The organism is Enterococcus sp. ZQ21 (genome assembly GCF_030053755.1).
In the GTDB taxonomy this organism is placed as follows: Bacteria; Bacillota; Bacilli; order Lactobacillales; family Enterococcaceae; genus Enterococcus_B; species Enterococcus_B lactis.
The window spans coordinates 567,183-592,701 of sequence record NZ_CP125658.1 but is presented as its reverse complement, the minus strand read 5'-3'; the positions used below and the strand labels follow the sequence as shown (position 1 = coordinate 592,701).

Annotated in this window: 21 protein-coding genes and 1 other annotated feature; of the genes, 3 read left to right on the top strand and 18 right to left on the bottom strand. The window is 38.7% G+C overall.

Annotated elements, in window-relative coordinates:
* Position 1: 1 nt before the first annotated feature.
* Positions 2 to 3,172, bottom strand: coding sequence for an Ig-like domain-containing protein (locus tag QK255_RS02775; RefSeq protein WP_002336022.1), 3,171 nt, complete (start codon positions 3,170 to 3,172; stop codon positions 2 to 4).
* A 390-nt stretch (positions 3,173 to 3,562) separates the two neighbouring features.
* Here QK255_RS02775 and QK255_RS02770 point away from each other — a divergent pair, with 390 nt between their 5' ends.
* Complete coding sequence (locus QK255_RS02770; RefSeq protein WP_283341538.1) at positions 3,563 to 4,780, top strand: IS110 family RNA-guided transposase; 1,218 nt, start codon at positions 3,563 to 3,565, stop codon at positions 4,778 to 4,780.
* 225 nt (positions 4,781 to 5,005) lie between these two features.
* Here QK255_RS02770 and QK255_RS02765 read toward each other — a convergent pair whose 3' ends face one another.
* From QK255_RS02765 to QK255_RS02745, 5 genes are all read right to left on the bottom strand, one after another.
* Positions 5,006 to 5,890, bottom strand: a complete 885-nt coding sequence (locus tag QK255_RS02765; RefSeq protein ID WP_002291161.1) for a diacylglycerol/lipid kinase family protein — start codon at positions 5,888 to 5,890, stop codon at positions 5,006 to 5,008.
* A 94-nt stretch (positions 5,891 to 5,984) separates the two neighbouring features.
* Positions 5,985 to 6,422, bottom strand: a complete 438-nt coding sequence (locus tag QK255_RS02760) for a hypothetical protein (protein WP_283341578.1) — start codon at positions 6,420 to 6,422, stop codon at positions 5,985 to 5,987.
* 216 nt (positions 6,423 to 6,638) lie between these two features.
* Positions 6,639 to 7,550, bottom strand: coding sequence for a peptidylprolyl isomerase (locus QK255_RS02755; protein WP_002291162.1), 912 nt, complete (start codon positions 7,548 to 7,550; stop codon positions 6,639 to 6,641).
* 376 nt (positions 7,551 to 7,926) lie between these two features.
* Complete coding sequence (locus QK255_RS02750; RefSeq protein ID WP_002291166.1) at positions 7,927 to 8,565, bottom strand: ABC transporter ATP-binding protein; 639 nt, start codon at positions 8,563 to 8,565, stop codon at positions 7,927 to 7,929.
* Between the two features lie 3 nt (positions 8,566 to 8,568).
* The gene (locus QK255_RS02745) at positions 8,569 to 10,605 is read right to left on the bottom strand and encodes a DUF1430 domain-containing protein (RefSeq protein ID WP_002329542.1); all 2,037 of its coding nucleotides are present in this window, start codon (positions 10,603 to 10,605) and stop codon (positions 8,569 to 8,571) included.
* Between the two features lie 125 nt (positions 10,606 to 10,730).
* Between QK255_RS02745 and QK255_RS02740 the strand changes: the two genes are divergently transcribed.
* Complete coding sequence (locus tag QK255_RS02740; RefSeq protein ID WP_002291169.1) at positions 10,731 to 11,396, top strand: helix-turn-helix domain-containing protein; 666 nt, start codon at positions 10,731 to 10,733, stop codon at positions 11,394 to 11,396.
* 1,385 nt (positions 11,397 to 12,781) lie between these two features.
* Here QK255_RS02740 and sufB read toward each other — a convergent pair.
* The 12 genes from sufB to QK255_RS02680 all read right to left on the bottom strand — a co-directional run bounded on the left by sufB (position 12,782) and on the right by QK255_RS02680 (position 24,041).
* Positions 12,782 to 14,173: a Fe-S cluster assembly protein SufB gene (gene sufB / locus QK255_RS02735; RefSeq protein ID WP_002287686.1), complete on the bottom strand. Its 1,392-nt coding sequence runs from the start codon at positions 14,171 to 14,173 to the stop codon at positions 12,782 to 12,784.
* Between the two features lie 4 nt (positions 14,174 to 14,177).
* On the bottom strand, positions 14,178 to 14,648 hold the full coding sequence (sufU, locus tag QK255_RS02730; RefSeq protein ID WP_002287684.1) for a Fe-S cluster assembly sulfur transfer protein SufU: 471 nt from the start codon (positions 14,646 to 14,648) through the stop codon (positions 14,178 to 14,180).
* Complete coding sequence (locus QK255_RS02725) at positions 14,635 to 15,870, bottom strand: cysteine desulfurase (RefSeq protein ID WP_002325111.1); 1,236 nt, start codon at positions 15,868 to 15,870, stop codon at positions 14,635 to 14,637. The genes sufU and QK255_RS02725 overlap by 14 nt, the downstream gene beginning before the upstream one ends.
* Complete coding sequence (sufD, locus tag QK255_RS02720) at positions 15,867 to 17,153, bottom strand: Fe-S cluster assembly protein SufD (protein WP_002287681.1); 1,287 nt, start codon at positions 17,151 to 17,153, stop codon at positions 15,867 to 15,869. The genes QK255_RS02725 and sufD overlap by 4 nt, the downstream gene beginning before the upstream one ends.
* A 12-nt stretch (positions 17,154 to 17,165) precedes the next feature.
* Complete coding sequence (gene sufC / locus QK255_RS02715; RefSeq protein WP_002287679.1) at positions 17,166 to 17,939, bottom strand: Fe-S cluster assembly ATPase SufC; 774 nt, start codon at positions 17,937 to 17,939, stop codon at positions 17,166 to 17,168.
* Between the two features lie 196 nt (positions 17,940 to 18,135).
* Entirely contained in the window at positions 18,136 to 18,984 is an 849-nt protein-coding gene (locus QK255_RS02710) for a MetQ/NlpA family ABC transporter substrate-binding protein (protein WP_002291174.1), read from the bottom strand.
* A 23-nt stretch (positions 18,985 to 19,007) separates the two neighbouring features.
* Entirely contained in the window at positions 19,008 to 19,694 is a 687-nt protein-coding gene (locus tag QK255_RS02705; protein ID WP_002287674.1) for a methionine ABC transporter permease, read from the bottom strand.
* On the bottom strand, positions 19,687 to 20,721 hold the full coding sequence (locus tag QK255_RS02700; protein WP_002304234.1) for a methionine ABC transporter ATP-binding protein: 1,035 nt from the start codon (positions 20,719 to 20,721) through the stop codon (positions 19,687 to 19,689). Before QK255_RS02700 ends, QK255_RS02705 begins: the two co-directional genes overlap by 8 nt.
* 62 nt (positions 20,722 to 20,783) lie before the next feature.
* Positions 20,784 to 21,040: a binding site (T-box leader), on the bottom strand.
* A gap of 75 nt (positions 21,041 to 21,115) precedes the next feature.
* The gene (locus QK255_RS02695; RefSeq protein ID WP_139898471.1) at positions 21,116 to 21,454 is read right to left on the bottom strand and encodes a glycine cleavage system H family protein; all 339 of its coding nucleotides are present in this window, start codon (positions 21,452 to 21,454) and stop codon (positions 21,116 to 21,118) included.
* Between the two features lies 1 nt (position 21,455).
* Entirely contained in the window at positions 21,456 to 21,812 is a 357-nt protein-coding gene (locus QK255_RS02690; RefSeq protein ID WP_002295166.1) for an arsenate reductase family protein, read from the bottom strand.
* Between the two features lie 5 nt (positions 21,813 to 21,817).
* Complete coding sequence (locus QK255_RS02685; RefSeq protein ID WP_002291183.1) at positions 21,818 to 23,005, bottom strand: FtsW/RodA/SpoVE family cell cycle protein; 1,188 nt, start codon at positions 23,003 to 23,005, stop codon at positions 21,818 to 21,820.
* Between the two features lie 190 nt (positions 23,006 to 23,195).
* Positions 23,196 to 24,041, bottom strand: a complete 846-nt coding sequence (locus QK255_RS02680) for a LysR substrate-binding domain-containing protein (protein ID WP_002291186.1) — start codon at positions 24,039 to 24,041, stop codon at positions 23,196 to 23,198.
* A gap of 233 nt (positions 24,042 to 24,274) precedes the next feature.
* On the opposite strand from QK255_RS02680, the gene QK255_RS02675 reads away from it, so the two are divergent.
* The gene (locus tag QK255_RS02675; RefSeq protein ID WP_002291188.1) at positions 24,275 to 25,240 is read left to right on the top strand and encodes a TDT family transporter; all 966 of its coding nucleotides are present in this window, start codon (positions 24,275 to 24,277) and stop codon (positions 25,238 to 25,240) included.
* Positions 25,241 to 25,519 lie beyond the last annotated feature (279 nt).

Genomic DNA, 25,519 nt, shown 5'->3' with positions numbered 1-25,519 from the left:
TTTATTCTGTCGGCGCATCTGCTAATGTCCATGTTATCTCTGCTGAGTAATTACCAGCTATCTGATTTTCTTTGGTTAAGACAAGTTTAAACGCCCGACCGTTATTTAAATATTCTGAATAATCTGCTTGCACATTCGTTGAATTTTGTCCTCTGACAATTTCCAGTTCTTCTTCATTCACTAATTGATACTCCTCAGCTTTCTTGAAATATAGGACATCCTGCATAGAAAATCCTGCATCATTTGTGAAAGGCTGAGATAATTTTATCGTTAAGATCCATGGACTTTTTGTTTCTCGCTGATCATAAATCCATAATTTTTCCTGCCCATCCATTTGGCCAAATGCTTCTTGTATCAAACCAGTTGCTTTGATCTGACCAAAATCGAGTTTGGAAGGGGCAAGAAATGAGAGACCACCTTCTACTACGATCTTCGTAGCAGGTGCAAAAGGCGGGGCATCATGATAAACAACTGGCGTATCACTTGGATTGTGATTCCCAATTTCATCGTTGGTACTTGGCTTGTTCTGCACACCCTTAGCAGCAGCTTCTCCTGCTTGGTCGTTTAATACAATTTCTAATACATCTCCTGCAAAAAGTTGATTTTCTGGGATAGAAAGAACAAATTTCCCTGTATCATCAATAGTTGTTTCGGACAAAACAGCTTGATTTTTTTTCAATGAAACCAAAGCTCCTGCTTCACCTGTACCTGTGATCGTGCGAGAAGCTGCATTGATCAATGTGGTACTTAAATTAGCAGGTTCAGGGGGAATCACATCGACTGTCGTTTTGGAAGAGTCCAGTTCTGTCACTTCTTGGCCGCCTCTTACTTTTTTAGCAGCAACTACTTGCACTTGATCCCCCGTTGTTAGTCTTTCTTCGTTGGGTACTTGAACTTCAAACAAACCGCCTTGTTCGCCTTCTCCCCACGGATTATATCCTGCCCCTTCATTTTCATCTGTTTGTCCTTGTGTGAGAGCAGTAATTTCTACAGGTGATTTCGTCGTATCTGCATAAGTAATACGTAAAGTCACTTCTACTTCGCCTGTCCAAGCATCTCTTGGCTTTGCCTCGACACCTTCGGGAACAACGACATGCCCATAGATTTTTTCATCTGCATTCGTTGGTACTCTTAAGGATTCAATCATCGGAAGCTGGTTATTGGCACTGATTCGATTATAATTTTTCATTCCGGCACCTGTCTGAGCAAATTCATTTGTTAAACCTGCACTAGGGCTTGATACAAAATTACCTAAGTCGGTTCCATTGATCGATAAGTCTGTCATATCAGAAAAATAATCCGGATCTTTTTCAAAGTTATCGAACGTTGCTCCTGCCTTTCGCCATAAAGCAATTTCTGAATGAGCGATCTTCAATGAAGAATCGCCATTTCCTTGAAATACCCAGCCACCTATGCCATTAGTCTCGCTTCCGATCCGTTTGTTTTGGAAATCGAAATAGGTAGGAGATTCTAAGTGTACATTCAACACATCCCCACTGATGATGCCAGTCTTATCTTCCCCAGTTTTCCCGACCATGACTAAATAAGTTTTTTCGCCAGCCATAAAGTTCAAATCAATATCTCCAGTTGTATCTACGGTAGCTCCGGAATCTGCGCGTATATCGATATTTGATTTTTCTCCAGTAACCGTAAAATCAGCTGACCCTGGACTTTCTAGAAAACCAGAAGCGTCATAAAATTGGATCGCTTGGTTTCCTTGATTGAGTCTGTTCACATAAGATTTGCCATCCCCTGCATTTCTTACCTTCAGTGAGCCTCCATTAGTTACTGTTAGTTTTTGCGTACCGTTCTCAAAACGAACTGCGCTAGAACGACCACTTTGCTTATCAATATCGATGACTGATCCGGCTCCTTCTACGATCAAAGAAAGTCCTTTCCCTACAAAACGCATCCCATTGTTTCCAGGTTGGTCGCCATCTCCAGCCATTTTAACCGAGATTTGTCCACCACTTGATACATGGATTTGACTAGAATCTCCTTGCAGGCGAAATCCGCCAGTAGTCGCTGTATTGATTGTGATTTTCCCATCATTCGACACAGCGACTCTTGATCCTGAGCCTCTCATTTGGATAATTCCGCGATTGTTGTCGTTGGTAATATTGATCTTTGTATTTACCGAAAATTCACTTCCTGAGCCACTGACTTCAAATGTGACATTCCCGGGTAGCGTATCGACAGCCTCTCCTTCATCGCTGACGCCATCTGCCCGATCATAGTCAAGAGAGACCTTTGAACCACTCAAGATATGGAGTCCTGGTGCTGTTTTTCCACTGCCCGTCTCATCACCTGAATCTAGAAAACCATAGAATTTTCCTAGATATGGTCCATAAAGCTGACTACCATTGATTACATTTAGCTGATAGCTTCTACAAAAATAAGCTTTACCCGGAGCGGCATTCATCCCTTCTTTCACTGGTTGGACATCCAATACACCGGAAACACCATCTAATGTGACAGTTGCACGAGGGGCGTAAATCAGGCCTAATTTAGAACCATCATATAAGTCAAGTTTCCCGGTAAATTTTATTTCTCCCGTAAAATGATATCTGTTTCCCCAAAAATCGGACATATAAGCAATGATAATGGCATTTCCATCGATATTTGGTATCAACCCACCTGGATGAGCTGCCGTTCCTTTAAAATTCTGAAACTCGATCGACTGAGGTGTCTCATTGATATAGATGTGATGTGTGCCGAAATTATGAGCAAGTCCGCCAAAATCGATAACGATATCTCGCTTGATCTCCAATTCCCTGTCTAAAGTCAAAGGCTGAGTTAAACGAATCTTAGCTACTGATTCGTCTGCGAGAAGCTGCGTCAGTTCTTCTGTTGTGGCAGCTTCGCTGTACCCATCCGCTGAAACAACTCTAACCTGTACCTCTTCACTGCTATCAGACGTTTGTTCAGCTACTTCTGAGGTCTCACTTGTCTTATTTTCTTCTTGCCTTGTATTAGAAGTAGGCGCCTCACTTTGGGATTCTGTAGTTTCAGAAGTAATTAATTCTTCTGAAAAAGTAGTCTTGTCAAAACTTTGATTCTCTGATTGCGTTGATTCGCTTGTTTTCTCTACATCGGCAAAAACGGATGTCACCATCAAGAGAGGGAAGACAAACAAAATCGACGCAATCAGCTTTTTTACATATTGATTCATTCTCCACCATCCTCTCTGACGTTTTGACAATTTTATTTTAACGTTTTAATTTATTTGTAATTGTACTTTCATATTTAAAATATGTATTTTTATGGCAAATTTTTCTGTTAGGTGAAAATTTCTTTTTTGTACAAAAACATACTAAGATTAGAGGGGAACATCATTGACGAATGATGTTCTCCTCTATTTTCTATTTTTAGATTATAGTGAAGAATGAAAGAAAGTTCGAACAAAGCCTTGAGGACTACGAGTCCCTATCAAAAACCGAACTTCTTTACTGTCATTTTAGAATCAGGTTTACGTATGTTGGGGCCATGAGCCCGTGTATAGGAAATTGGAATCGAAATGAAGCAGTAAAGTTCTTTCAAAACTTAAAAAGGAGGAAAACAAATGCCTTACATTCTTGCATTAGATGTTTCAATGGGACACAGCTACAGTGTCCTATACAAAGACGACACCTGCTTATTTGAAGACGAGATCGAACACACTCAAAGAGGATTTCATGCATTACTCGAAGAGATCCAGCACTTGCCTGAACGTCCATTGATTGTTTTTGAAGCAACGGGGATTTATTCCAGACCAGTCGAAAAGTTCTTTCAAGATCATCACTTTTCTTACTGTTTGTTAAACCCGTTAGAAGCGAAAAAACAGATGGAAGAAAACACCTTACGCAGTTGGAAAACAGATAAATCGGATGCCCATCGGCTCGCACAGACTCATCTTAAAAATCAACGTCAGCCAAAAGAAGTACAAAGCAATTTTTACTTAGAGATGCGCGATTTAGCCCGTTTTTATCAAGAAATTGAGAAGAAAATCACTCGTCTGCGCATGGATTTACACAACTGCCTTCAGTTGACTTTTCCAGAGCTTGAACAGTTCTTTTCAAACAGGATGACCCCTTACGCATTGACATTGATCCGTCTTTTTCCCCATCCAGATTTTGTATTGGCATCTACTCGGACAAAAATAAAAAATAAACTGATCAACGAAACACGGAAAAAAATCTCCGCGAATCGTGCCGAGCAAAAGGCAGATCAAATCATCCACTATGCACAGTGTGCCTATCCAGCTGTTGAAAAAGACAGTATTCACTGTCAAAAAACGATCTATTACGCCGAACTTCTCCAAGATTTACTCGAACAAAAAAAAGCACTGGCAACACAAATGATCAAAAAAGCCGAAGCCTCTCCTTGCTTTTTGTTGTACCAAACGTTCCCTGGGATTGGCGCACTCACAGCCGCTTTATTGCTCGGTGAATTAGGAGATATCACACGATTTAAAACCCATAAACAATTGAATGCCTTTGTCGGAATCGACATCCGACGGTATCATTCAGGTAAGTATACTGGCCAAGACCGCATCAATAAGCGTGGTAATCCCAAAGCACGGAAAATTATTTTCTTCACCATTCGAAATATGATTCGCCAGCAACGCGCAGCTCCTAATCATATTGTCGATTATTACTACAAATTAAAAAAGCAACCTATCCCTAAGAAAGATAAGGTTGCCACAGTTGCTTGTATGAACAAGCTTCTGAAATGTATGCACGCTATGGTTAGGGCACATACAGAGTACGACTATGCGTACGCGGTCTCAGTGGACCATTAACTAAACCACTTACAGTATACCACTTCTTTGCCCAGATCGAAAATTTTTTACGAACGGGGCTTTATTTAGTGTGCCTTGATTTTGTCGCTTTCGTTTACGAGCTATTTTTCTTGCACCTTTTACTTGACTAATCGTAGGAAAAAGGCTGTGACAAAAGTCTTGTCACAGTCCCTTATTCCGAACAACCGATGTCCTCCTGACAACTCTTCGGTCACAACCTCCATTTTAACAATAAACCTGTAAATGTGAGGGTAACACTTTGATTGTCACAGGTAATTTATCCCCTTCATCTCCATCAACATTCGTCGTCAATTCTTCCTCATCAGCTAATGACACAACTAATTGCTCACAAGTAAGATAGGCTAGATTTTTCGTAGATTCATCTACTCCTTTTAATAGGTCTGGCAATGTTTTAAGCGTATCGATCAAAGAAGAATCTTTTAAATAAACCAAATGGAGCTTACCATCATCCACTTTTGCATTTGGAAGTAATGTTTCAAAACCGCCGACTGAGTTAGTTAGTCCTATCAGCAAGGTACTGCTCTCAATTTCTTCCTTCTTTCCATCAACTTCTACGTGAAACGAGTAGGATTGTGTGGAAGCTAACTGTTTGATTCCTGACATGAAATAAGCTAGTTTTCCAAATTTCGTCTTCTTCTCCGCATCTACATCATTGATTGCTTCAGGGATAGAGCCAATTGCGACGACATTCATAAAATAGTCGTCATTTATTTTTCCAATATCCAATGGCTTGACTGATTCAATCGAAAAATGATTGATCGCTTCCTCAGGTTCTAGCGGTATCCCTAATGCTCGAGCCAAGTCATTCACCGTACCCAATGGGAAAAATCCGAAATTTGGCCGATGTTCTTGTTCAGCGATTCCACTGATTCCTTCGTTGACTGTTCCATCTCCGCCCATGACAAACACACTATGATACCCTTCCGTAGCCGCTTCGCGAGTAAAGTTTTTTGCATCCCCTGCTTTTTTTGTATGCAAGACGACCACTTCATCAAACACCGATTCCAATTTTGCTATCGCTAATTGCTCAAATTCCTTTGCTTGTTCACCGCCTGAACTGGGGTTTACCACTAATAAAACTTTTTTCATCACTTTCTTTCCCTTCTGATTGATTTCTTTAATATAACGATAGCATAAAGAAAAAAATTAGGCTGTGATGAAGTACTGTTCATGAAACATTCATTTATTTTTTGACAAGATAAAACACCCATACTATGAAACTGAGGAAAATTAAAACAATGATATAGGAAATAAAAGAAAATGATACGCATTGTATACCTAATAAAGTAAAAATTTTAGGTGGCAGATAAAAACACAAAAATAGCAAGAAAATGTAATAGCGTTTCTTCCACTTTTTGTTATCAGACCTTATAGCGATCAGAGGAATACCAAATGCATAACTGAAAAACTCTTGATGTACTGTTAATATGTCACGACCTTGAATAATAAATGCGACAATCCCCGCTATAATTAGTGTGCCTAACACCAAAACGGAAAATTGATGAATATATTTTATATACAAATGATCCATTGTACTTCCTGCCTTTTTATTTGTGAGAAAAACAAATCCGTATACGTGAATAACTTCTAGAAATAAAAGAAATTTGCAAAACCACTCCATTTATCTACTTCTACGTGCATTTTTTGATATTGTTTTCTTTATTTAAGATTATACAGAAAAATATCTAGGGTCGCTGGATTCTAAGTAAAAAAAATTTTTAAAATAAAAAGAACTAAATCAAGTAGTAATTAAACTACTGTTGATTTAGTTCTAATAAAAAGATTTAGATGAACAGTTTTATTGATTTAAATAGTTCATATTTTTTATTTATACCGCTTATTTACTACTTGCTGTACTAGAATCTGAAGTGAATGTACTCAAAACATTTTCAAAGTCTTTGTCTTTGATTTTTACATTAGCGTCTTTCAATACTTCGCCAATTACTTTATTCTGGAAGGTACTGTCACTTAATTTTGTGTCTGTTGCAATTTCTTTCAATTCTTTTTTGTATTTATCCATGTCGTTGCCTTTGTTTTGGTTTTTCATCATTTTAACCACATAATATTCCGTAGTATAAGTTGAAGCATTGGTAGAAGTGATCACATCAGAAACTTGACCATCTTTCAACTTAAAGGCTGCTTCTTTGACTTCTGCCGGAACCGTTGTAGTAGTGGAATCAAATTTCACTTTTCCGCCATCTTCTTTTGTCGTAGTATCAGTTGACTTGTCTTTGGCTAATTTAGAGAAATCGTCTCCCTTATCAGCAGCTTTCTTCACATCTTTTGCATCATCTTCACTTGCTACTTGGATAATTTGAGCTTCCACTTCTGGATGGAAAGATTCCCAAGCCGTTTTTAAATCTTCATCGGTCAATTTGATATGTTTCTTTAGACCTTCTTGAAAGGCTAGACTTTGTTTGATACTGTCTTTGAATGTTTGTTCTGTGTAACCTGCAGATTTCAATTGTGAATCAAATGAATCACCCAATTGTTTCTTTGTTTGATCATATTGGGAATCGATTTCTTTGGTTGATACGTCATCTCCATATTTATCTTCAAATACTTGATAAACGATCAACTGTTGCACAGCGGAATCTGCTCCTTGCATTTTTTTCAAGCTATCCATTACTTCTTGTTCGCTGATTGTACCGCCTTTATAACTAACGGCTGTTTTTTCACCGGCATTCGTACAGCCTGACAATAAGCCAGTGCCTAGTACGATGGCAAGTGCTAAAAATCTTTTTTTCATTTATCAATTCTCCTACTTTTCGTTTTTTGCGAATTGCTAAAAACAAAGGTGTTCAAGATGAAAATCATCAAGAACACCTTTACTAATCTGCTCGATACATCCTGAATAGATATAAGGCTACACAATCCAGAAAGTTCGCTCAGCAGAATAAATGTCAAGTAGCACATCACACCTTAATATACTACTTCTTTTGTTACCGTTTTTCAAGTCTATCTTGCGTTCCGTATTTAACGTAACTAATTCTTAGAACAAATGTTATCTATTTTGTTTTTCTTCTTCCGCTGTTGGGATATTCAAATCGGACACTTTTATGTTCGATTTTCCAGACATTTTTTTGTTGTTTTTATTAGAAAAAGTTTGTTTTTTCATTTGTTTTCTAAAGCATGATCTTCTTGTTTCCTATTTTGGTCAGATATGGATCATGCGTGACCACGATAACTAACGTACCTTGGGAAGCCTGTTGCGATAAAATTTCAACTACTTTATCCTTATTTCGTTTATCCAATGACCCAGTTGGTTCATCGGCTAAAATGATTTTGCTATTCTTCAATAAAACTCTCGCACAGGCGATTCTTTGCTTCTCACCACCAGATAATGTGTAGATAGGCGTACTTAGCTTCTTGTTTATATTTACTTTTTTCAATGCCTCATACTTTGCTGTTCGCTTATCTGAAACATTTAAATTCGAAAACTTCAATCCAATATCTAAATTAAAATCGATTGTTTCATATTCAATCAACCCAAAATCTTGAAAAAGAAAAGATATGGTATTTCTTTTTATCAAGCGCTTCTCTCTTCCAGTTAATTGTTTCGTCTCTTGATCGAACAAATAGAATTGTCCTGAACTGAACTGATCATTCAATCCTAATATATTCAATAACGTACTTTTACCTGCTCCACTTTCTCCAACAACAGTCACAAGATCCCCAGCATCCGCAGTGAAACGATCCAAATGAAGAATCGTTTTGTTTCGAATGATTTTTTTCGCACCTTTTATCACTATCAACGGCTCCAATTGTTAACCTCCATTCATCAGCAATAACTGACTTTTCTTTTCTGTAGACAAAATAAAAACAACTGAAAGAATAAAATCAATGAAGCTAAAGAAAAAAATATTAAAAAGATATTTAGGCTCTCTTTCTATAAGAAAAAGGAAGATTACACTTGTCGTTCCCCATTTGATGAGGTTCATCATGAAGAAATCTTTATACGTTTCAAAGAGCGAATAACCACTTGAACGAAAGATAGCGATTTTCCGACAATTGTAGACAAAATATATGCATAACATGACATAGCTCAACAAGAAGAAAGAAAAGAAAGTGAGAAAACATATCTGTATCAAGTAATGAAATGATCTGCTTAACACTTTGACAGCTATCTCTTCAGTCTGAGTATACGGAAATGATAACTGCAAGTTATCACGTAACTGACTTTCTTCAATCAGCTCAAATAACCTTTCTTTCGACAAAGAGCCTATTTTGATCTTTAACGGTGGATAGATTTCTCCGCTGAGAATATTCCTTTCCCAATACGTACTGTTTTTCAATGTCAGTATTTCAACAACCGGATAATGTTCGATCCAGGGGATAGAAGGAATAAATGTATAAATGGGTTGATTGTTTTTTATAAATAGAAATTCCGGTTCTTTTTCACTGATTTCTTGATAATATTCTGTTATTTGCGCCAGGTCATTTTTTAAATCTGTATGTCTATATCGTTCAGGGATCAATATAACAGGGTGCGTTTCTTCTTCGGTTATTTGGATCAACCTTCCAGAGACATCAATCAAAGGAAATTTCTTAAGATAATTCAGATTTATTTTTATCCCTCTGCCAAACTGTTCGTTTTCTTCATTCAAGTAATCTGATACATTGACTAATATACTTCCATTTTTATTCAAAGTTTCATATAATTCCTGATCTGCTGCTGATGCAAAACGATTGGAATAAATAAAATCCACGTGGTTTTTCCCGATGGTTACTGGATAAAACACATAATAGTCTTCATCAGCGATTTCTTTTGGAGGTTCATGGGAAACAGCTAACTGTGAAGAAGAAAAAACGATAGTTGCTAATTCGACATTGGCAACGGTCAAAAGAAGAGAAAACAACAATCCAAATATAAAAAGAATGTATTGGATATAGTTGAACGCTTCTCTTAACGAAGCGATTTTTTCAACTAATAAAAGAGAAATCAAAGAGATACCATATATTCCGCTGAACAAGAAAACGTACATCTGGAACAAATAAAGAAATTGCTCCTTATAATACATAAAAATAAAACCACCAATGATTCCTGCAATTATGAATGTAATAATGATTTTCTTTTTCCCCAATAAACACCACAATACTTGATGTAATGAAAAGCCATTATTCAACAATAAACTGATTTCTTTATTCATCAATAAGAAAAAGGACGGTAACAAAAGGAATAAAAGAATCAACCCAATAGTTAAATACACTCGATAATTATATACGTCTGTACTTGAAATAACCGAATACGAATAGCTATTTTCAAAGTCTTCAAAAATATTAGTGGCATAATCAGTGTGAAATGCTTGATTGAATCGATCAGTGAATAGTGAAATGAACCGTTCATAGGCTTCTTTTTCTCTCGTCATCAAGAAAAATTCACCTTCAAAATCTTTTATTTTGATCGATTCTTCAATGGACGTTACGCGAAAGGAGGTATTAGAATAGGGTACCTTCTCGTGAGAAGCTTTGACATCCCCTTGATAATACAATGTCATTTCAAGCTTTGGCTGTATCTTGAAGTTCAAAGATGTATCTACTTCATTGGATTCATTTACTGTTTTTTTCATATAAGAAAGCTCAGTTTCTGATGAGACATTTTCAAATACCATGATTAGCTGCTCATATTCTTCTTGCCCAATAAAATGTTGTGGCAATCGAATCGGAGTATAAGTATCTGTTTGATGGAAAAATTCATTTGTCCGATAGAGTACCTGTTTATTTACACTAACCAAGGCAAAACCACTCATGATACCGATTACTATGATTGTGAGTAAAACTGTGAACTTTTTTTTGATTATCACCACTCTCCCTTACTTAAATGATTCTTCGATAAAATCATACCGTTTTTCATCAAAAAAACGTATCTATCAAGTGTATAGGTCATGTAGAATAAATCTATATACTGTAGAATCGAAAGGAGAAGAAGATGAACATCGGAGAAAAAATACGAACTTACCGCAGAAATTGTAAGCTTACGCAAAAAGAATTAGGCGAAAAAATCGGTGTTTCCGATAAAACGATTTCTAGTTGGGAAAATTCTCGTACAATGCCAGACCTTGAAATGCTGTCACTTTTACATCAGACTTTAGGTCTGCCGATTGATTTTCCTTCTATTGAATCAGCTACCGAATCAATAGAACCAACATTGCCGGATGAACCTCTTGTTATCAAGAAATCTTATTCATCAAAACAACCCTTCTCACTCAAAAAGACACTATCTTTCTTTCTGCTCGTCTTTTGTTTGGTCTATCTTTTTCTTATCAATTATCAATACAAAAATGAAACGATTGATCGATTCAATCCTTTTTTGAAACCACAAATCGGCTATACCACACTCCCTGTAGGATACGTGGACAATTCCATCGAACATTGGGTATGTAATGATATCTTTGGCCATGGTACATGGCTGTCTTTTCACGCTGGAGAGGTAGAAAAAGGTAAGAATCATGCTGTAATCAAACACAAAGGAAAACACGTCATGAACGTTCGCCTGCTCTCTTGGGAAGCCATTCCCTCAGATTACCAAGAAATCCTCATCCAAGACTATGACGACGCCTTAAAAAGAACCCCTCAGGAGCCAGATAGGCATTAAGTAGGAGATGAACGTAGAGATAGAACAATGCACATGATCTTATCAAAAAAAACAAGGGTACAAATTAATTGAAAAAGCTTTGAGATGAAAGTTCCTAAATAAAAAAGTTCAGAATGATAGGTAAAAAAAAATGACTAACTATTCTAGTATTAGGCTATTTGTATTATTCTTCTGTTATTTTTCTATCAAAAAATCCAGAAATAACTAAATATAGGTATTTCTGGCTTATAGTATAATATTTACGCCACAGCCTCCCAATGATTCTTTTTGGAATCATAATCAAGGACGAACATACACAAAAATATTTTGCCCATTCGATCCGAATAGATTAACGACTAATCTAGTAAGTAATATAGATTGGTACGTGGTCAAACCAGCAAATGGAAAAGTTATTTAAGCAATTAATTTTTTCTGTTTAAACTATGAAGTTAAGTTCATTGATTAATTTTCTGAAGATATTAGCTTAATAAAAAGTTGTCTATTCTACCCCAAGGGCTTTAAAGACAGCATCTTCCGGCGTTTGATAAAAAATCAAATTAAAGGTACCCATTAATTCTGGGGGTACAGTTCCAAATCCAAATAGTGATACCTGACGCAATGGCGTGAAGAAATAGCAGCAACCAAGGCTAGAAAACTTTGGAAAAATACGGAAAAATTAACCAAAAAATTATAAAGAGGATATGTTGAAAAATTCTTTATCTCCAAATAAGCAGAAAAAAGCCAACTGAAATTGGCTGACAGATAATTTTGAGTTTAGAATTCCCGCAGAGAAAATTCATTTATTACTACTTGTTGATTATCGCGATATTGCTATCATTAGTTAGTCCATTAAATTCAAGCTTAATGCAGGATCAGTAAATAATATGTTAAGTGCTAGACTCGCTACCCGCCAAGTCAAAGTGAATCCAATCGTTCATTCTAATCGTGATACTCATTACCGACGGCCCAATTAGTTCGAACAAATGGAAGAAGTGAATTTATCTCGCTCCATTTCTAAAAAGGTTACTCACCAGCAAGCTCAGCCTTCGCAAGTTTGTTTGGCATCATATCAACGAATAGGATTATATTGTGTGCTCAGTCCTCTCTAATAACGGAAAAGAATGTATTTAGTAAAAAGGGAAGAGAATTATTCCCATCCCCTTTCATACATTTTATTATTGTCGTTCGCACTCAAAGTAGTGATTAAAAAATGTTGCTTGAGCTACTACTAGAATTTGAACAATCTAGTAGTAAACATTCAAGTCTTTAGATTCATCAGACAAATAGATACTATTAGCTGTTCAGTTCATTATTTCTAGACGATCGTTGTTTTAAGTTAATATACTGATGAATAAAAAAATGCTCGAAACGCTTTAATATCAACGTTTCGAGCAATGAAATAGTTGTTAACCCACACTACCTTCCATCTCATAACTGATCAATCGGTTGAGTTCGACTGCATATTCCATTGGAAGTTCTTTGGTGAATGGTTCAACAAAGCCCATGACGATCATTTCAGTTGCTTCAGATTCGGTCAGGCCTCGGCTCATCAGATAGTAGAGTTGTTCTTCTGAGATTTTTGAGACTTTGGCTTCGTGTTCTAAAGAGACTTGGCTGTTGTGGATCTCATTGAATGGGATCGTATCGGATTTCGACCATTCGTCCATGATGATCGTGTCACATTCGATATGAGAGATCGAACCCGCACTGTTTTTGGCAAAGGTTACTTGTCCTCGATAGTTTACTTCTCCGCCGTCTTTTGAAATTGATTTAGAGACGATAGAGCTAGATGTATTTGGTGCATTATGGATCATTTTTGCACCCGTATCTTGGATTTGGTTTGCTCCTGCAAAGGCGATGGAGAGCATGGTGCCTCGTGCACCTTTTCCATCTAAGTAAACACTTGGGTATTTCATCGTTGTTTTTGCACCTAAGTTTCCGTCGATCCATTCAACGGTTGCGCCTTCGTATGCTTTTGCTCGTTTGGTTACTAAGTTGTACACATTGTCTGACCAGTTTTGGATCGTGGTGTAACGGCAATACGCATCTTTTCTTGTAAAGATTTCTACGATGGCAGCATGCAGACTATTACTTGAATAAGTAGGTGCCGTACAACCTTCGACATAGTGGATGCTTGCTCCTTCGTCAACAATGATCAGCGTACGTTCGAATTGCCCCGTGTTTTCCGCATTGATCCGGAAGTACGTTTGTAATGGAACATCGACTTTGACGCCTTTTGGCACGTAAATAAAGGTGCCACCTGACCATACGGCTGAATTCAGCGCTGCTAATTTGTTGTCGGTTGGCGGTACAAGTTTTGAAAAGTACTCTTTGAATAATTCAGGGTATTCTTTCAAAGCAGAGTCAGTGTCAGTAAAGACGATTCCTAACTTTTCGAATTCATCTTTCATATTATGGTACACGACTTCTGATTCATATTGTGCGGAAGCACCGGCTAGATAAGCTCGTTCAGCTTCTGGTATACCAATCTTTTCAAATGTATCTTTGATTTTTTCTGGTACGTCTTCCCAGTCACGAGCGGGTTTGTCACTTGGTTTTTGGTAATATTTGATGGCATCGAAATCGATGTCTGAAAGGTCGGGCCCCCATGTTTGCATTGGCATTTTATTGAATGTTTCTAGAGATTTCAGACGGAATTCAAGCATCCATTCTGGTTCGCCTTTGATTCTTGACATCTCACGGATCACTTCTTCTGTCAAGCCTTCTCCTGTACTGAAAACCGGTTCGACATCATCGTGAAACCCGAATTTATATTCTTCTAATTCTGGTACGCCCATGTTCTCACTCCTCTTCCTTGTGGTAATGATGGAAAGCTGCGGTACCATCGTTTTCCATTGCTTTTCCTAGTGCTTTCCAGGCAAGTGTCGCACATTTGATCCGAGCGGGAAATTTAGCTACACCACCAAGCATAGCAGCATCGCCTAATTGGTCGGGATCTTTGACTTCTTTTCCTTGGACAAGCTGTAGAAAGTCTACAGTTAAATGTTCTGCTTCTTCTATTGATTTTCCAATGACGGCATCTGTCATCATCGAGGCACTTGCTGTACTGATGGAACAGCCGCTGCCGTCAAAGGCGATATTTTTGATGATTCCATCTTTTACATCAACTTGCAATTCGATCACATCTCCACATGTGGGGTTGTTCAATTCGATCTTGCTTGTCGAGTCAGTCAAGCTTCCACGATGATGTGGATGGGAAGAATGATCCAAGATCACTTGACGGTATAAATTGTCTAATTTAGATAGTCCCATGTTGGAAAAACTCCTTTGTTGCCATGATTGCTTCAACTAAACGGTCGGCGTCTTGCGTTGTGTTGTAGAAATAAAAGCTGGCGCGAGCAGTCGCTGATACTTCAAGGTACTTCAATAGCGGTTGCGCACAATGATGACCTGCTCTAACGGCTACCCCTTCCATGTCTAAAGCTGTCGCGACATCATGGGGATGTAACCCATCCAAATTGAACGCAATGACTCCTGTCCGAAAATTCGGGTCTTGCGGACCATAAACAGTCAATCCATCGATTGCTTGTAATTTTGGCAACACATAAGCGGCTAGTTCTTCTTCATATCGATGGATATTGTCCATGCCGAGTTCTTGCAAATAATCGATTGCATGACCTAATGCGATAGCGCCAGCGATATTTGGTGTCCCTGCTTCGAATTTCCAAGGTAGTTCTTTCCATGTACTGTCGTATAATTCGACAAAATCGATCATTTCGCCACCAAATTCAACAGGTTCCATTTCTTCTAACCATTTTCGTTTACCATATAAAACACCGATACCTGTTGGTCCGCACATTTTGTGTCCGCTGAAAGCAAAGAAATCACAGTCTAGTGCTTGAACATCAATGGTCATGTGCGGGGCAGATTGAGCACCATCTACTACGATGACCCCGCCGTTTTCATGGACAAGTTCAGCTAATTCTTGAACAGGATTGATGACACCTAAGACATTGGATACATGAGCAATGGAGACGATTTTGGTTTTGTCCGTAATCTTTTTCGCTGCATCCTCCATATCCAGGAAGCCTTCTTCTGTTAGTTCGATATATTTCAAGACAGCACCTGTTCGTTTTGCCAACTGCTGCCACGGGATAACATTAGAATGATGTTCCATGTAAGAGAGCACTATCTCGTCTCCTGCTTTGATATAGCGGTCGCCGAAGCTTCTGGCTACCCAATTCAAGCTTGTCGTCGTACCACGAGTAAACAGCACTTCTGCTGTTTCTTTTGCATGGATGAACGCCCGTACTTTTTCTCTTGCTTGTTCATAATCATGGGTCGCGCGTTCTGCTAACGTATGGACACCGCGATGAACATTGGCGTTATCGTGTTCGTAATAGTGCGCTAATGCCTGGAGTACTTGTTTTGGCTTTTGGGTCGTCGCTGCATTATCCAGATAAACTAAAGGTTCATCATTGACGTCTTGAAATAAGATAGGAAAATCATTGCGTAGCTTTTTAGCATCGATCATCCATTCAACTTCCCTTCGATTACTTCGACTAATTCTTTCCGAACTTGTTCTACAGGGATTGCTGTTAAGACAGAACCGAGGAATCCTCGAATCACTAAGCGCTCTGCTTCTTCTTTATGCAATCCTCGACTCATCAGATAGTACATTTCTTCTGGATCAACTCGTCCTACACTGGCAGCATGTCCAGCAGTTACTTCGTTTTCATCGATCAAAAGAATAGGATTCGCATCACCACGTGCTTTATCAGAAAGCATCAAGACACGACTTTCTTGTTGGGCATCTGCACCTTTTGCCCCTTTCAAGATGTGGCCGATACCATTAAAGGTCAATGTTCCTTTTTCTCGGATCACTCCGTGTTGCAAAATATGCCCGATCGTATGAGGGGCTTTATTGGTTACTCGCGTATCGATTCCTTGGATTTGTCTGCCCGAGCTGATTGCCACGATTTTGACTTCTGCGTGTGCACCTTCTCCTGCTAAATCTGAGTCAAAGTCAGCGATCACATGACCGTCATTCATGACACCAATTGCCCAGTCGACAGAAGCATCTCGTAAAATGTGCCCACGGCGATTCATATAAGAAGTAATATTTTCTCCTAATTGATCTACGGCTGAATATTTGATTTTTGAACCAGCTTTAGCGATGACTTCCACGATGATATTACCTGATGATTTTGCTACTTGTTCTTTGGTTGTCTGGAAACGTTCCAGATAAGAAAATTCACTATGTTCATCTGCCACGATCAACACATGCTTGAAGAAGTGCTCATCGGATGCGCCATCTTGAATGAATAAGGACTCGAGTGGTTCATCGATCACGACATTTTTAGGCACATACAGGAAAATACCGCTGTTCATAAAAGCTACATGGAGTGCAGTCAATTGGTCTTCGTTCATGTTTACTGCTTTTTTCATATAATATTCTTGGACTAGTTCTGGATATTCGATCATTGCAGTGAACAAGTCGGTAAAAATGACTCCTTTTTCTGCTAATTCCACAGGCAGTTGTTCAAAAATCGTCCATGAACCTTGTTGGACAAGCACAGGATTGTCTTTCATTGCATCAAATGCCGGAATCGTGCCTGTTTCACTGATGGTTTGTGTTTCTTTCACATCAAATAACGACCAGCGATGGAATTTCACCCGATCGATATGCGGCAATGGCAGTTCATCTGCTTTCGCTAGTGCGTCTTGACGGAAGGTTCTCATCCAATCAGGTTCGCCTTTACTTAAAGAAAAATCATTTACCGCGTCAAGATAATCGAGCCAGTTTTTTTCTTTCATTCTTGCTCCCCCTTACGCTTCTTCTTCTTTATAGTCGATTCCTAATTCTTTACTGATACCAGCGTAGCCTTCTGCTTCCAGACGTTTAGCTAGGTCAGCATTCCCTGTCATGACTACTCGGCCTTCCATCATGATGTGAACGACATCAGGTGTGATATAGTTCAATAATCGTTGATAGTGGGTGATGATCAATGCACCGAAATTGTCTCCGCGCATTTCATTTACTCCTTTAGCAACGACTTTCAAAGCATCGATATCCAGACCTGAATCGATTTCGTCTAAAATTGCAAATGTTGGTTCTAACATCAACAATTGCAGGATCTCATTCCGTTTCTTTTCTCCGCCAGAAAAACCTTCGTTCAGATAACGTTCAGCCATTTCTTCTGGCATATTTAGTAAAGCCATTTTTTCATCTAACTTTTTCAAAAATGCCATAACAGAAATTTTGTCGTTTTCATCACGTTTCGCATTGATCGCTGCACGCATGAATTCCGCATTCGTGATACCTGGTATCTCACTTGGATATTGCATAGCTAAAAATAAGCCAAGTCGCGCACGTTCATCTACTTCCAAGTCTAAAACATTTTTCCCGTCAAACAAAATTTCGCCTTCTGTTACTTCATAGTTTGGATTGCCCATGATAGCGGCAGATAAGGTAGATTTTCCTGTGCCGTTAGGTCCCATGATGGCATGGATTTCTCCGGTTTTCATTGTTAGGTTTACGCCTTTAAGGATTTCTTTTTCCTCGATCGACACATGTAGATTTTTTATTTCTAAGACAGACATGCATTATACCCCCAAATTCTCTTTCGTTCTCACTCATTTTAGACTAATTGAGAATGAAGCGCAATGACCTTCCTTACTAAAATCAAATATCTTTTATTTATTATTAAACAATTTTGATTTCTAAATTAGAACAGGTATAAAAAAGATGAGAAATAAGCCATTACAGACTTATTTCTCATCTTTTTTGTTCCATACCTTATTTTGCATCAGCCTTTACTGGTTTAACAGAGCCGCCCCATTTGTCTGTGATCCATTCTTGGACTTCTTTGCGGTGAAGCACTTCAATCAGTTTTTTGATTTTGTCACTGTCTTCATCACCTTTACGAGTCGCAATAATATTCACGTAAGGAGAGTTGTCCTTTTCAAGCAATACGGCATCTTCTAATGGATTCAACCCTGCGCCGTAAGCGAAGTTTGCGTTGATTGCAACTAGGTCACCTTCATCATTTTGGTACGTAGAAGCTAAAAGTGATGGGTCGATCGTATGGTTGAACTTCAAGTTCTTAGGGTTTTCTTCAATATCATCGAATGTTGCTGTTTCCAGATCTACTCCATCTTTGACTTTGACTAAGCCAGCATCTTGTAGAATTGTGATGATGCGTCCCCAGTCTGATTCAGAATTTGAAGTAATGATTGTTGCACCATCTTTTAATTCGGAAACATCTTTGACTTTTTTAGAGTACAAGCCCATTGGTTCGATGTGGACAGCACCGGCATTGACAAAGTCATATCCTTTTTCTTTGATTTCTTTGTTCAAATAAGGAATATGCTGGAAGTAATTGGCATCAATGTCGCCTTCTTCCAAAGATTGGTTCGGTAATACATAGTCATCGAATTTGACGATTTCAAGATCGATTCCTTCATCTTTCAATAATGGTTTCACATGTTCCAAAATCTCTGCGTGCGGTGTCGGTGAAGCGCCGACTTTCAATGTCGTGTCGTCTGCTTTATTTGCTGAATCTTTGCTGTCGCTGTTGTTACCGCATGCTGCTAATCCTACAGTCAGCAAAAGCGCTGCTGCTAATCCAAAAATTTTCTTTTTCATATCCTACATCCCCCTATATCCTATTATCTTTTGTCTGTTTTCTTAGTTAAGAAATCACCGATTCCTTGAACGATAAATACGATTAGTAAAATAATTAAAGTCGCAACGAATGTCACTGTCAGATTACCACGCTGGTAGCCTTCCTGCCAAGCAAGACCTCCAAGTCCACCTGCGCCGATCGCGCCGGCCATCGCAGTAAATCCGATCATCGAGATCGTTGTAACTGTTAATCCAGAAATCAATGCGGGAATACTTTCAGGTATCAAGACCTTCCAGATGATTTCCCAGTAACTTGCTCCCATTGCATCTGCTGCTTCCAGTACACCAGGGCTGACTTCACGAAAAGCAATCTCTACTAGACGGGCATAAAATGGTGCTGCGGATAAAACAAGAGCTGGAATGGCTGCTTGCGCACCTAGCATAGTGCCTACGATTGCTTTAGTAAATGGAATGATCAAAACCATCAGGATCATAAATGGCGTTGACCGGAAAATATTACTGATGATCGATACGATTCCATAAATGATTCGAGCATACGGTTTGTTTTTGCGTCCAATAGAGTAAAGGATCAATCCCAAAACTAATCCGATGATCGTCACTAAGACCATTGAGATTAATGTCATATATAGTGTATCAAGGATAGCCTGATTCATCGTTTCCGGGTTGATTTGTTTAAAATCTAGATATGTCTCTGAAAAGCTTTTATCCACGATGGATCACCTCAATTCCTACTCCTTGTTCTTTGATGAACACTTCTGCTTGATCTAATTCTTTGGTTTCACCAGTCATCAAGACAGTCAATGAACCAAAGGAACCTTCTTTCACTTGTTTGATCTTTCCATACACAACGTTGACATCGATGTTATAGCGTCGAATCGCTTGGGAAATGACTGGCTCGTTGGCATTTCTTTCGCTAAAGGTCAAAGTTGCCAAACGGCCGCTTGGATTTTCTTTGATGAGTTCAGCTAATAGTTCTGTCGAATCAGCTTCTGGTTCGATGTCTTGTTGTACAAAGCGTTTGGTTACTTCTTTTTTCGGTTGTCTGAAGACAGTCAATACGTCTCCTTCTTCTACGACTTTCCCCAACTCCATCACAGCGACTTTGTTGCAGATTTTGCGGATCACATTCATTTCATGTGTGATCAAGACGATGGTCAAATTCAATTTCTTATTGATCGCTAACAATAAGTCTAATACTTCTTCTGTTGTTTGCGGGTCCAATGCGCTAGTAGCCTCATCACAAAGCAGGATCTCAGGATCATTTGCCAATGCTCGTGCGATACCGACGCGTTGTTTCTGTCCGCCGGAAAGTTGTGAAGGATATGCTTGTCCGCGTCCTTCTAACCCGACTAAACGCAACAGTTCTTCTGCCCGTTCTTTACGTTTGCTCTTTGGTACGCCAGCTAATTCCAGCGGCAGCTGGATATTTTCAAGTACAGTTCTTGACCATAACAGGTTGAAATGCTGGAAGATCATACCGATTTTCTTTCGGAATGTACGTAATTCTTTGTTTTTTAATTTTGTAATATCTTGATCGTTTACGATCACTTCGCCGCTCGTGGGAAGCTCAAGTCCATTCAGGAGACGGACTAATGTACTTTTTCCTGCGCCAGAATAGCCGACGATTCCATAAATATCCCCTTTTTCAACGTTTAGTGAAACGTCATTGACGGCTTGGATGTTTCCGTTTTTCCCATTGAATGTCTTTTTGACATTCGTTAGTTGGATTAATGACATGCCATTCACATCTTTCTCTTATGATTTTTCAAACAAAAAAGCCTTCGCCCTCTTGCCTTAAGCAAAAGGACGAAAGCTTGAACTTCCGTGTTACCACCTTGATTTACCGTTACTTCGCAATAACAGCCTCTTCCAGTACTTGGACTTAGCTTCTTTCCGTATACTGTCGCGCTGTAACGGGCACTCCCGTAGTAAGTTTGCTTACGCTCGCTTACTCTGCTCTAAGACCATCTTCCATCTCATTTTCGTTACCCATTTTCAGCAAACAGGGCTCTCTTCAAACGTCCGTGACATGTACTCTTCTTTTCAAAGCTTTCTCGTTTCATATAGGATTGCTTATGATTATAGCAACTGGAAGAATCAGTGTCAACTTTTTTCAAGTGATTTTCTGATTTTATAATTCGTCAAATTCTTTTGGATCAACATCTTTGAAACTTAAGATCCACGCATTCATTTCATCTGAATCATTCAAGATATTGATATCTTCACCGATTTTATCATTAACAGAAGAAACTGTACCCGTTAGCGGGCTGGCAAATTCATTGATCGCTTTTTCCGCTTCAACTTCGATCAGAGGTTCATCTTTTTTTAGCGATTGTCCTGCTTTTGGCAGATTGGCAAACGTGATGTCTCCAAGTTCTTCTTGCGCTTCATTTGTCAAACCAACACAGTATTCCTTTCCATTAAATAAGATCCAAAGGTTGTCCTTTTTCTTCAAATGCTTGCCTGCCATTTTATATCAGTTCTCCTTCATAAATTTTTTCATTGAATCCAATTGCAACAAGCTGGTCCTCTCGTAAGATCAGTGGTCGCTTGATCAGCATACCATCTGTCGATAAGACTTGGCTCGCTTTTGAAGCCGTAAACTCGCCTACTTGATCTTTCAGTCCAAGTTCCCGATATTTCATCCCGCTTGTGTTGAACAGGCGACGGATTGGTACTTGACTCGTTTCTAGCCAAGTCTCAATCGTTGAGGCCTTCGGTACTTCTTTGATCATATCAACAGTTTGATAACTAACGCCATGCTGGTCTAACCACGCTTTGGCTTTTTTGCATGTTGAACATTTCGGGTACCAGTAAAAGGTGTACAATTTTCTTACCTCCTTGAAGATCTTGCAGGTGCTTCATTTTGGTATCTCATCGATAATATCAACCCGATACCGATCATGTTCCCTAAAATCGAAGATCCTCCCTGACTAATGAAAGGCAATGGGATCCCTGTTAAAGGAAGTAATCCGATATTTGCTCCAATATTCTCAAAGACATGGAACAGCAGCATCATGATCAAACCGCTTGCGATATAGGCGTAAAATTCATTATTCGTATCGAAACACACCCGAATCATACGATAGATTAAAATAAAATACAAGAAAATGACGAATGCACCACCGATAAAGCCGAAGTTTTCACCGATAACGGTAAAAATCATATCGGACTCACGAACAGGCACATAAATATTGCTTACGTTGAATCCTTTACCAAACAAGCCACCGGTACCAATTGCCAAAAGTCCTTGGGCCGGCTGATAACTCATTCCTGACGTATCATGGAAAGGGTCCAGCCATGAATCAATACGTGCAAACTGATAAGATTTGAAGCCAACTTTGTAAAGCAAGTCTCTTCCGCCTTCAGTCGTAACCAAGAAGATCGTTCCTGCTCCAACGACTACTGCCAAGATTACTACAGGTGCGATGATGCGCCAAGAGATTCCAGACATCAAGAAAATCCCGCCAAAGATCGCAAGAAAGACAAGCATCGTTCCAAAGTCATCTTGGGCCATGATCAATGCTAAAACCGGTATTGTCACGATCAAGAGCTTCCCAATCAGCCAAAAGTCCGATTTCATCGTCCGTTCTTTTACTTGCGTATTATGTTTAGTTACGATCAGTGCCATCATCAAGATGTACGCAATCTTCATCAACTCTGCTGGCTGGAAAGTAAACGCACCGAATCGAAACCAGTTTTTAGACCCTGTTGAAGCAGCTAAATTCTGATCATAGAATTTGAGCAAGAGTCCCATTACCACTAACCCCAAACCATAAAGGTAAGGAGTCAGTTTCCAGATCCATTTGGAATTCAAATGCATGATGACAACGATTGCTGCCGCTCCAACTAAATACCACACAACTTGCATCCCTACGCCTTTCAAGACTGCTGGATTGTTCGGATCATGGCTAAGTGCTACATATAATGAGAGCAGACCAATCAAACATAACAGAAAGACTGGTAAAATCACGCCATAATCAATACGATTATCGTTCGAAGCTTTTAATTTTTTTTCCATGTTTCATCCCTTTTCTTAAAAACCATACTGCTGATTATTATAGCGGTCCAGTTAGATAATGGAAAGTCTTTCCATAGACATTTGGGAAAAATTAACTTTCCGTTTGTGCAGTTGCTTGAGCAAATGCAGTACAAAAGCCTACTGCTTATCTTTAGTGTATCATAGAACTTTTTTTGATACATGCAATTATCTACCAACTGAGATTCTCCTCGCTGTGAGAAGTTTCTGTGCTTTCATTGTATCGAAGGATCTCTTCGGCAATCTCTAGCAGCTGATCAGAAACCAGATTGGTTCGTTGGATGAAATAAAAATATCGATGGAAATTCAACGGAGTCATTGGCACATTTTCTGGAACAGAGCGCTTAGACAAAATCGAGCGACCGATTCCTTCCTTCAGCAACGCAACAATTACATCGTTACTTTTCACGATCATCTTCTTATCTTGGATATTCATCTCTTCAAAATAACGCTGCGTGTAATGAAAAACACCAGAGTTTGCTTCTCTTACAAGCCACAATTTGCTTTTTGGGTCCCCAGCGATGACTAGCTGGTCTTCCATCAAAGAGTATCTTTGTACGCCGGAAGTCTCTAATGGCTTTTCGATAAAACCAAAATCGGATTCATGTTTCGCTACTTGTTCTAATGATTCATGAGAATTCGCGATTTCGATCTCAAAATGCACTTTAGGAAACCTTTTGATCAGATGTTTCATCAACTGAGGCAAAAGATAGACAGCAAAGGTGTGGGAAGCAACGATCCGACATACTTCTTCTTCATTTTGTTCATTGAGCAATTTTTGCTGAGTTTCTTCCCATTCTTCTAACAAAACCAGTGTCCGTTCATATAATAAGTCGGCTTGCTTAGTTGGAAGCATCTCTTTTCTTCCGTTACGTTGAAAAAGATCGATATTCAATTCCCGCTCCAACTGTTTGATTTGATTCGAGACTGCTGGTTGAGATAAAAACAGTACTTCTGCTGCTCTGGAAAAATTTCTTGTTTCATATACTGCTCGAAAAGTCGTTAATAACTTAAACATGGCACCACTTCCATAACTTTTTATGATAATTACTATAAAAACTATTTGATTTAAATATACAAAAAACCATCTATAATAGAAATGTACAACAAAACAGTTGCTGATCCAACTAGTAACTTAGATGAAGACAATCAGCTGTCTGCTTGCTCGTAATCATACATTCCTATTCATTTTACAATGTATTCGTTCATCTTGGTACTAAAATCTATTAAATAAAAAGGAGAATATTATATATGAAGAACTTTTTGAAAATTATTCCGATCCCGATCTGCGGGTTGATCCTTGGGTTAGCTTCCCTTGGAAATCTGTTTAAAGACTATCACCATGTTGCTTTAGGCAATCTAACTGGCGGTATCTCTATGATTCTTATGATATTCATTTTTGTTAAATTGTTTATCTTATTCGAACACACGAAACAAACGTTGCATGATCCAATCATCGCCTCCGTTTCACCAACTTTTACGATGTCACTCATGGTTATTTGTACTTATTTTGTTTCATATGAAAGTATTGCACCAATTGTCAAATTCATTTGGCTGTGCGCTGTTATCTTCCAAGTGATCCTTGTCTTTTATTTCAATTATCACCATGTTATCAAAGCTGATCTTTCAATTGAAGCAATTTATCCAAGCTGGTTTATCATTTACGTTGGATTTGGGGTCATCACTGTAACTGCCGGGAACTTCTTCCCGCTTATTGGAAAAATTTTCTTTTGGATTTCATTGATCTGCTATGCGTTCTTATTGCCGATCATCATCAAACGTGTCTTTTTCGTAAGAAATATGGCTCATCCGACACGTCCGCTGATTACGATCGTTGCAGCACCTGGTTCTCTTTGCCTAACAGGTTATCTTAAAAACTTTGCTGAACCTAATTTTTATCTTGTCGTAGCATTGTTCGCTTTATCTCAAGTATTGTATTTCGTTGTGCTGTCTATGCTTCCACGTTTGTTCAAGCTTCGTTTTTATCCAAGCTATGCAGCCTTTACATTCCCGCTTGTTATCTCTGCAACAGCTATATTTACTACTGTTCATTACTTCAACAGTTTAGGTATCTATAGTAGCGTATTGGATTTCTTAAAAGTTGCGGAATGTCTGTTTGCAAGTGTAGTTGTCTTCTACGTTCTTGCTCATTACGTACGTTTCTTAATTAAAGAACATAGCAAACATGGAAAATTTGTTTCTAAAAAAATCGCTTAATAATCGATTCAATAGGTTGTGAAAAAGCTGTTCTGCATCAAGTAATAAGAACGGCCAAACAAAAACAGCTGTTCATGTTTTTGTACTGGTTGGGCTTATTACCGCAGATGCAAGCTTTTGAACACCGTTTACCAAGAGGTCGTAAAAGAAGTGGTCAGCTTCAAGAAATAAGAAGGAATTTACGAAAATTGCTTCTCAAATTTTTGTGAAATTTCGGCTTATTTCCGAAGAAGCTACTTCTGGAACACCGTTTACCAAGAGGTCGTGAAAAAGCCGCTT

Bases quoted from the DNA above. Each gene is read 5' to 3' on its own strand.
- QK255_RS02775 (WP_002336022.1), bottom strand. From the start codon at position 3,172: ATGAATCAATATGTAAAAAAGCTGATTGCGTCGATTTTGTTTGTCTTC.
- QK255_RS02770 (WP_283341538.1), top strand. From the start codon at position 3,563: ATGCCTTACATTCTTGCATTAGATGTTTCAATGGGACACAGCTACAGT.
- QK255_RS02765 (WP_002291161.1), bottom strand. From the start codon at position 5,890: ATGAAAAAAGTTTTATTAGTGGTAAACCCCAGTTCAGGCGGTGAACAA.
- QK255_RS02760 (WP_283341578.1), bottom strand. From the start codon at position 6,422: ATGGAGTGGTTTTGCAAATTTCTTTTATTTCTAGAAGTTATTCACGTA.
- QK255_RS02755 (WP_002291162.1), bottom strand. From the start codon at position 7,550: ATGAAAAAAAGATTTTTAGCACTTGCCATCGTACTAGGCACTGGCTTA.
- QK255_RS02740 (WP_002291169.1), top strand. From the start codon at position 10,731: ATGAACATCGGAGAAAAAATACGAACTTACCGCAGAAATTGTAAGCTT.
- sufB (WP_002287686.1), bottom strand. From the start codon at position 14,173: ATGGGCGTACCAGAATTAGAAGAATATAAATTCGGGTTTCACGATGAT.
- sufU (WP_002287684.1), bottom strand. From the start codon at position 14,648: ATGGGACTATCTAAATTAGACAATTTATACCGTCAAGTGATCTTGGAT.
- QK255_RS02725 (WP_002325111.1), bottom strand. From the start codon at position 15,870: ATGATCGATGCTAAAAAGCTACGCAATGATTTTCCTATCTTATTTCAA.
- sufD (WP_002287681.1), bottom strand. From the start codon at position 17,153: ATGAAAGAAAAAAACTGGCTCGATTATCTTGACGCGGTAAATGATTTT.
- sufC (WP_002287679.1), bottom strand. From the start codon at position 17,939: ATGTCTGTCTTAGAAATAAAAAATCTACATGTGTCGATCGAGGAAAAA.
- QK255_RS02710 (WP_002291174.1), bottom strand. From the start codon at position 18,984: ATGAAAAAGAAAATTTTTGGATTAGCAGCAGCGCTTTTGCTGACTGTA.
- QK255_RS02700 (WP_002304234.1), bottom strand. From the start codon at position 20,721: ATGTCATTAATCCAACTAACGAATGTCAAAAAGACATTCAATGGGAAA.
- QK255_RS02695 (WP_139898471.1), bottom strand. From the start codon at position 21,454: ATGGCAGGCAAGCATTTGAAGAAAAAGGACAACCTTTGGATCTTATTT.
- QK255_RS02685 (WP_002291183.1), bottom strand. From the start codon at position 23,005: ATGGAAAAAAAATTAAAAGCTTCGAACGATAATCGTATTGATTATGGC.
- QK255_RS02680 (WP_002291186.1), bottom strand. From the start codon at position 24,041: ATGTTTAAGTTATTAACGACTTTTCGAGCAGTATATGAAACAAGAAAT.
- QK255_RS02675 (WP_002291188.1), top strand. From the start codon at position 24,275: ATGAAGAACTTTTTGAAAATTATTCCGATCCCGATCTGCGGGTTGATC.